Annotated in this window: 7 protein-coding genes; 5 read left to right on the plus strand and 2 right to left on the minus strand. The window is 58.9% G+C overall.

All coding sequences use genetic code 11. The features are described from left to right. Positions 1-34: 34 nt before the first annotated feature. The gene (locus tag RI563_RS11545) at positions 35-670 is read right to left on the minus strand and encodes a carbonic anhydrase (protein WP_310694533.1); all 636 of its coding nucleotides are present in this window, start codon (positions 668-670) and stop codon (positions 35-37) included. 107 nt (positions 671-777) lie between these two features. Further along, positions 778-1,800 carry a YeeE/YedE family protein gene (locus RI563_RS11550; RefSeq protein WP_310694534.1) on the minus strand — a complete coding sequence of 341 codons (1,023 nt, stop codon included), beginning with the start codon at positions 1,798-1,800 and terminating at the stop codon, positions 778-780. A gap of 256 nt (positions 1,801-2,056) precedes the next feature. On the opposite strand from RI563_RS11550, the gene glcD reads away from it, so the two are divergent. The 5 genes from glcD to RI563_RS11575 all read left to right on the plus strand — a co-directional run bounded on the left by glcD (position 2,057) and on the right by RI563_RS11575 (position 7,511). Continuing rightward, positions 2,057-3,544 (plus strand): glycolate oxidase subunit GlcD, encoded by a 1,488-nt coding sequence (gene glcD / locus RI563_RS11555; protein WP_310694535.1) that lies wholly within the window; start codon positions 2,057-2,059, stop codon positions 3,542-3,544. Between the two features lie 2 nt (positions 3,545-3,546). Continuing rightward, entirely contained in the window at positions 3,547-4,605 is a 1,059-nt protein-coding gene (glcE, locus tag RI563_RS11560; protein ID WP_310694536.1) for a glycolate oxidase subunit GlcE, read from the plus strand. Between the two features lie 326 nt (positions 4,606-4,931). Further along, a complete protein-coding gene (gene glcF / locus RI563_RS11565) occupies positions 4,932-6,149 on the plus strand; it encodes a glycolate oxidase subunit GlcF (protein ID WP_310694537.1) in 1,218 nt (405 codons plus the stop codon). Positions 6,150-6,178: 29 nt separating this feature from the next. After that, the gene (locus tag RI563_RS11570) at positions 6,179-6,793 is read left to right on the plus strand and encodes an ankyrin repeat domain-containing protein (protein WP_310694538.1); all 615 of its coding nucleotides are present in this window, start codon (positions 6,179-6,181) and stop codon (positions 6,791-6,793) included. 115 nt (positions 6,794-6,908) lie between these two features. Continuing rightward, a complete protein-coding gene (locus tag RI563_RS11575) occupies positions 6,909-7,511 on the plus strand; it encodes a class I SAM-dependent methyltransferase (protein WP_310694539.1) in 603 nt (200 codons plus the stop codon). Positions 7,512-7,733 lie beyond the last annotated feature (222 nt).

Raw genomic sequence — 7,733 nt, forward strand, 5'->3', positions numbered from 1 at the left:
CCGCGTTATTTCCACTGACCCGGAGAAATGCGCGTTATTCACACTCCGCCGGCACGCCGTCGAAGAATTCGACTTTGCCGGTCTCCAGCGAATACTCGGCACCGACGACCAGCAGGCCGTTGTTGGCGATCAGATCTTCGAGGATGGCCGAGCCGTGGCGCAGGTGATCGCAGGAGGCGCGGACATTGGCGCGTACGGCCTTTTCGACCAGCTCGTTATGGGGCAGATCCGGGCTGCCATCCAGCAGGTTCTGGACAGAGGGGCGGACCCGGCTGACGATGGAGTGCAGGTTGGGGGACTGGTTTTCGGTCGGGCGTCGCAGCTCTTCCAGCGTGGCGGTGATGGCGCCGCAGTTGGAGTGGCCCAGTACCACCACCAGTTTGGTGTTGAATCGATCGGCGGCGAATTCCACGCTGCCGACCTGGGAGGGGGCGACGATATTGCCGGCCACGCGGATCACGAACAGATCGCCCAGGCCCTGGTCGAAGACCAGTTCGGCCGGGGCGCGGGAATCGGAGCAGCCGAGAATAATGGCGATGGGTTCCTGCTGGCTGGTGGCCAGGTTGGCCCGCTGGGTATAACTCAACAGGGAATCAATGCTGCGCACATTGGTGCTGAAGCGTTCGTTACCTTCGCGCAGTTTTCTCAGCGCATCACAACCGGAGAACATTGGCGATCCTGACCTATCGATTTTTATCTATGGAAAGTGCGCCAATGATAGCCGATTCGGGCGGGGGAAACATCACCCCGCGCCCGGTTTTTGCCCGCCGGCTGGGCTTATTCCCAGCGTTTTTTGGTTGCGATCATCACGCCGAGGAACATGCCCACCACGGCCAGCAGGGACTCCAGCGACAGGGTGGAGAAGCCGGTCAGGCCCTGGCCGACGTTGCAGCCATAGGCGACCGTGGCGCCGATGCCCATCAGGGCCGCCCCCAGAATGGAGCTGCCCAGCTTGCCGCCGGGGATCGGGGTGAAGCGGAACTGGCCGCGCAGCAGGCTGTAGACAAAGCCGATGACCGCCAGGCCGATGACAAAGGAGACGGCGTAGGAGAGCCGCGGCGTGTCCCCGGCGATGACCAACATGCCGATGCGGGACATGGGGCCGGAGGCGGTGATGCCCGACGGCGCCTTGGGATTGAAGTCATCGAAGGCCAGCACCCCGGTCACATACCAGCTGGCCACCGTGATCAGGCCAATGATGCCGCCGGCGACCAGCAGGGAGACCTGCCCGCCCCGTTTCCAGCGCAGGGCGATGTAGGCGGCCAGGGCGCCGCCGATGACCAGCAGCACCAGCCAGCCGGGCAGGCCCAGCATGCTGGCGATCCCGGCATCGCCGCCCGCCAGATGGATGGCGGTCTGGCCGGTGAGCCACAACCGCACCGATTCCAGCAGGCCGAACTGGGTGATGGTGGCGAAGATGATGAAGACCGACAGCACCAGCAGGGCGCGCAGATCGCCGCCGGCGGCGTTGACGAAGACCCGCGCCGCATCCTGTCCGCCGAGACTGGCGCCGATGCCGAACAGCAGCCCGCCGAGCAGGACGCCCAGCCAGTCGAACTGGCCATTGCGATAGCCGGCACTGGCGATATCCACGGTGCCGGCCGCTTCCAGCCAGTATGTGCCGAGAATTGCCACCAGCATCGCCGTCGCCACGGCCAGTAACTGGCGATGGCTGGAATCACGAAACACATTGCGCACGGCCTGCATCATATCCAGATCAAAGTGCCGGGCAACCAGACCGTAGAGCAGACCGGCCAGCAGGCCGCCGGCGATCAGATAATTGGTGACATCCTCGAACATGCTTCCCCCTGATGGTGTTTTTTTCTGGCTCTGAATGGTACCCAATTCATCCTGATGACACCATCGTGAGCAGGGAAATAGAACGAAAAATCACTATTAGCTCTGTATCATCTTCCTGTGTGATAACAAACAGCGTGTGTAGCGGACCGTTTGCCTGAGGTTTCACCGCTGTCGTAACAGGGGTAGAATGCCTGTTCGTTTTGATCCATAACCTGTATTGGCAGGGGCTATTCCCTGCACCCATTGATGGTTCAGTATGAGCGCCAGCGCCCCACATCACAGTCCCCCGGATATTCGCGAACAACTGGTTCGCCGCTTCAAGGCCGTATTACCGGCCGAGCAGGTGTTATACAGCGATGAAGATCTGCGTCCTTATGAATGCGACGGCTTGTCCGCCTATCGCAAGTTGCCGCTGGCGGTGGTGTTACCCGATACCATCGAACAGGTCCAGACCATTTTAAAAGCCTGCAGCGAACTGGATGTGCCGGTCGTGGCGCGCGGGGCCGGCACCGGTCTGTCGGGCGGGGCCCTGCCGCACGAGCAGGGTGTGTTGCTGAGCCTGGCGCGCTTTAATCAGATTTTGCAGGTTGATCCCCAACAGCGTATTGCGCGGGTGCAGCCGGGGGTGCGTAACCTGGCGATTTCCGAGGCGGTGGCCCAGCACGGTCTTTATTATGCGCCCGATCCTTCCTCGCAGATTGCCTGCAGCATCGGCGGCAATGTGGCCGAGAATGCCGGTGGTGTGCATTGTCTGAAATACGGTCTGACCGTGCACAACATCCAGCAACTGAAAGTGGTCACCATCGACGGCGAGCTGCTGACCATCGGCGGCAGCGGACTGGATGCGGCCGGGTATGATTTGCTGGCGTTGATGACCGGCTCCGAAGGCATGCTCGGGGTGATCGTGGAAGTGACCGTGAAGTTGTTGCCCAAACCCGATCGTGCCCAGGTGATCCTGGCGGCGTTCGATGATGTGGTCAAAGCCGGTCAGGCGGTGGGGAACATTATCTCCGCCGGGATCATTCCCGCCGGGCTGGAGATGATGGATAAACTGGCCATCCAGGCCGCCGAGGATTTCGTGCACGCCGGTTATCCGGTCGGCGCCGAAGCGATCCTGTTGTGTGAGCTGGATGGCACCAACGAGGAAGTCTCGGCCCATGTTTATCAGGTGCGTGAGATATTGAATCACAGCGGCGCCACCGAAGTGCGCACCGCGAGCACGGATGCCGAACGCATGAATTTCTGGAAAGGGCGCAAGGCGGCGTTCCCGGCGGTGGGGCGCATCTCCCCCGATTACTATTGCATGGACGGCACCATTCCACGCAAGCACCTGCCCGAGGTGTTGCGCAAGATGGCCGAGTTATCCAAAGAGTATGATCTGCCGGTGGCCAATGTCTTTCATGCAGGGGATGGCAACCTGCATCCGTTGATTCTGTACGATGCCAACAAACCCGGCGAGCTGGAACGCACCGAGGAGTTCGGTGGCAAGATACTGGAGTTGTGCGTGGAAGTCGGCGGGACGATTACCGGTGAACACGGTGTCGGCATGGAGAAGATCAACCAGATGTGCGTGCAGTTCGATGCGCTGGAGCTGACCCAGTTTCATGCGATCAAAAACGCTTTCGATCCCAACGGCTTGCTCAACCCCGGCAAGGCGGTACCAACCTTACATCGGTGTGCCGAGTTCGGCGCCATGCATGTGCATCACGGGGAACTGCCGTTTCCCGAACTGGATCGGTTCTGAGCATGGCCGACATCAGCGAACAGTTACAACAGCAGGTGCAAAGCGCCCTGGAGAACCATCAGCCGTTGTCGATTCGTGGTGGCAACAGCAAGGCCTTCTATGGGCATGCCGTATCGGGCACGCCGCTTGAGACAGGCGGCCACACGGGTATCGTGACCTACGAGCCGACCGAACTGGTTCTGACCGCGCGTGCCGGTACGCCACTGGAAGAAATCGAACAGACGCTTGCGGAGCAGGGTCAGATGCTGGCCTTCGAGCCGCCGCATTTCGGCGCAGGCGCCACACTGGGCGGCACCGTGGCCTGTAATCTTTCCGGCCCGCGTCGGGCCACAGCTGGAGCGGCGCGCGATTTTGTCCTCGGCTGCAAACTGATCAACGGCAAGGGCGAGCTACTGCACTTCGGTGGCGAGGTGATGAAAAACGTCGCCGGTTACGATGTCTCGCGATTGATGGCCGGTGCGCTGGGCACGCTGGGCGTGTTGCTCGAAGTCTCGCTCAAGGTGCTGCCCCGTCCCGAAGGCGAAGAAACCCTGGTCCAGGAGTGTTCCGAAGAGAGTGCGATCAAACGCATGAACCAGTGGGCACAGCAGTCGTTGCCCATCTCGGCCACCTGTTACGATGGCGCCAGTCTTTATGTGCGCCTGTGTGGTACCGAAGGCACTATTGCCGCCGCGCGCAAGCTGCTCGGCGGGGAAGAAGTGCCGCCGACCCGGACCTGGTGGCACAAACTCAAGGAACAGCAACACGCCTTTTTCTCCAGCAACAAACCGCTCTGGCGCCTGTCCCTGGCCTCCACCACGCCCCCCATTCCGTTAAAAGGGAAATGGCTGCATGAATGGGGCGGGGCACAACGCTGGCTGGTCACAGACGAGCCGGCCGAGCGGATCCGCAAGGCGGCGGAAAAAGCCGGTGGCCACGCGACACTCTATCGCGGTGAGCGCGGCAACCTGGACGTCTTTCATCCGTTACCCGAGGGGTTGATGACACTGCAGCACAATCTCAAACAGGCCTTCGATCCCAAAGGCATATTCAATCCGGGGCGGATGTATAAGACGATCTAAGTTGGCAGTCGCAGTTGGCAGTTGGCAGAACGTTCCGGATCGGTTCCCTCTCCCCGGAGGGAGAGGGGATAAAAACAGGCTGTTTTCTTACATGACAGTCCGTTCAGGTGGAACCGCTACGCTTGTTCCACCCTACGTAGAGTTCCAGGTTGGCAGTTGGCAGAGGGCGGTCAGAAATCAGTAACCGGGAATTGAACCACGAAGGCGCGAAGCCACGAAGGGTTATTGGTGTACTTCGAGTCTTCGTGACTTCGTGGTGAAGGCTTTCCTCGTAACTCGTCCCTCGTCACTTTTTTGGGGGCACAACAGGCCGGACAAAGGTAATCATGCAGACGAATTTAAGCCAACAGTATCTCAATACCCCCGAGGGCCGGGAAGCCAATGACATCCTGCGTGCCTGCGTGCATTGCGGTTTCTGTACCGCGACCTGCCCGACTTACCAGTTGCTGGGGGATGAGCTGGATGGGCCGCGTGGGCGGATTTATCTGATCAAGCAGGCACTGGAGGGGAACGAGGTTACCCACAAGACCCAGCAACACCTGGATCGTTGTCTGACCTGTCGGGCCTGCGAGACCACCTGTCCCTCCGGCGTGCGTTACGGTCGACTGGTGGAAATCGGCCGCGAGCTGGTTGAAGAGAAAGTCGCTCGCGGCAAATTCGAAACACTGCAGCGCTGGATGCTGCGCAAGGTGATCCCGTATCCCCGACGTTTCACGCCCCTGCTCAGGGCTGCCTGTCTGGTCAAAAACCTGCTGCCGAAAAAACTGCGCGAGCAGGTGCCGACACCACAAACCGCGTCACCCCGGCCGGATCAAACGCATGCGCGTAGAATGCTGGTGCTTGAAGGTTGCGTGCAGAGTGTTTCCACCCCCAATACCAATGCTGCCGCCGCACGGGTGCTGGACAGGCTCGGTATCGAACTTGTCAGCGCCGAGCGAGCGGGGTGTTGCGGCGCCGTCAGTCATCATCTGTCGGCGACAGAAGAGGGGCTGGATTTCATGCGCAGCAACATTGCCGCCTGGTGGCCGCACATCGAGGCCGGTGCCGAAGCCATTGTGATCACGGCCAGCGGTTGCGGTGCAATGGTCAAAGAGTACGGCGATCTGCTCAAGCATGATCCCGCTTACGCCAAACAGGCCGCCCGGGTCAGCGAGCTGGCCCGGGATATCAGCGAAGTGTTGCGTGACGAGGATCTGTCACAACTGGATGTGAACAGTTCCGGCTATAACAAGGTCGCCTTCCACAGCCCCTGCACCCTGCAGCACGGCCAGCAGATCAACGGCGTGGTGGAAGGTATACTGCTAAATGCCGGCTTCACTCTTACTGAAGTCCCCGATCCCCATCTGTGTTGCGGCTCGGCCGGCACTTACTCGATCCTGCAGCCGACACTCTCCCAGCAGTTGCTCGACAACAAGCTCACTGCCTTGCAGGGTGACGAGCCCGATGTGATTGCCACCGCCAATATCGGTTGCCAAATGCATCTGGGAAGTCAGGCCGGCAAACCGGTCAAACACTGGATCGAACTGCTTGATTCGGCAGGATAATAACTACCCGGATAATGCGGGTAAAAAGCATGTTTGATTCCTCGATGTTCCATTCGCTAACTCATCAGATCTACCGTCACCCTTACCGGTTTTATCTGGTGCTGTTTACCCTGGCGCTAGTGTTCTACCTGGCCTTTGATTATTGGATTGTGGACCTGGAAGCGCGCGATGAGCGGGGCCGCACATCGTTATATCTGGCGGCGGAGCAGGGTGAGGTGACAGAAGTACGGCGTCTGCTCGACAAAGGTGTGGAGGTCGATGCCCGGGACAATTGTAGTTGGACGCCTCTGATGCGTGCCGCGCAGAATGGTCACCTTGTCGTGGTGCAGGAACTGTTACAGGCCGGGGCCGATATCAATGCGAAGGACAAGGATGGCTACCATGCCCTGACCGCTGTGGTTATTACCAATCAGGTGGCGATGCTTGATTACCTGCTCGAACAGGGGATTGCACTCGATATCCAGGATGACGAGCGGGGTTGGACGGCCCTGATGTGGGCTGCGAATGAAGGCCGGCGGGAAATGGTCGAAATACTGCTGGCAAACGGCGCCGACAGGACGGTGCAATCTGTCGATGGTAAAACGGCCCTGGATCTGGCGGAGGAACATCAGCATGTTAAAATCGCTAAACGGCTGAGAGAATAATCCTTTTTAAGCAGCGCCGGTGATCATAATATATCTGGCGCAACGGGATGATACGGAGTCCTTCCCAGGTTTCAGGCTCAACTTTGTAATTAACTGTTATTAAGAGATAGAAATTATGGCGGATTTGTTTGAAGAAAAGGCCCAGGAGTGGGATACCAACGAAATGATTACGGCATTGTCAGCCGGTATCGGGTCGGCCATTGTCGAGGGTGTTCCGCTGAGCAGTCACATGTCGGTCATGGACTTTGGCGCCGGAACCGGATTGATAAGCGCCCATATCGCACCGCATGTGAATCGTATTACGGCGGTGGATGTTTCCGAGTCCATGCTGGAAAAACTCGCCGCCAAGCCGGAATTGCAAGGCAAGGTGGAAGTCTGCTGTCAGGATATTCTCGAAGAAACCCTGGAGCAGGAGTTTGATCTGATCGTCAGCGCCATGGCCCTGCATCACGTCGAAGAGACCGAAAAATTGTTCCGGCGTTTTGCCGACGTCCTCACTCCTGGCGGACAGGTCGCTCTGGCGGATCTGGACAGGGAAGATGGGACCTTCCACCCGGCCGATGTGGAAGGGGTATTCCACCATGGGTTCGAACGCGACGCCCTCGAATCGTTAATGCGCGAGCAGGGTTTCACCGATATCCAGTTTACCACCGCCCATGTGGTCAACAAGGAAGAGGGGGATTACCCTATTTTTCTGGTGACTGCCAGCTACGGATGATTTCTGATTGCGTGCCGGTACAGAAAACTCTAAAAGCTTTACCACGAAGGCACGAAGGCACGAAGACACGAAGAAAACAATTATTATACTTTGAGACTTCGTGCCTTCGTGGTGACAATCAGGTGTTATGTCAGGTAGCACTGCGTGCAACCTGACCTGCACTGTTTCTGCCAACTGCCAACTATTTTTATTTTGTGGGAGGCGATTTCATCGGCGACCAGC

The sequence above is a fragment of the Thiohalophilus sp. genome (genome assembly GCF_031581315.1).
Taxonomy (GTDB): Bacteria; Pseudomonadota; Gammaproteobacteria; order UBA6429; family Thiohalophilaceae; genus Thiohalophilus.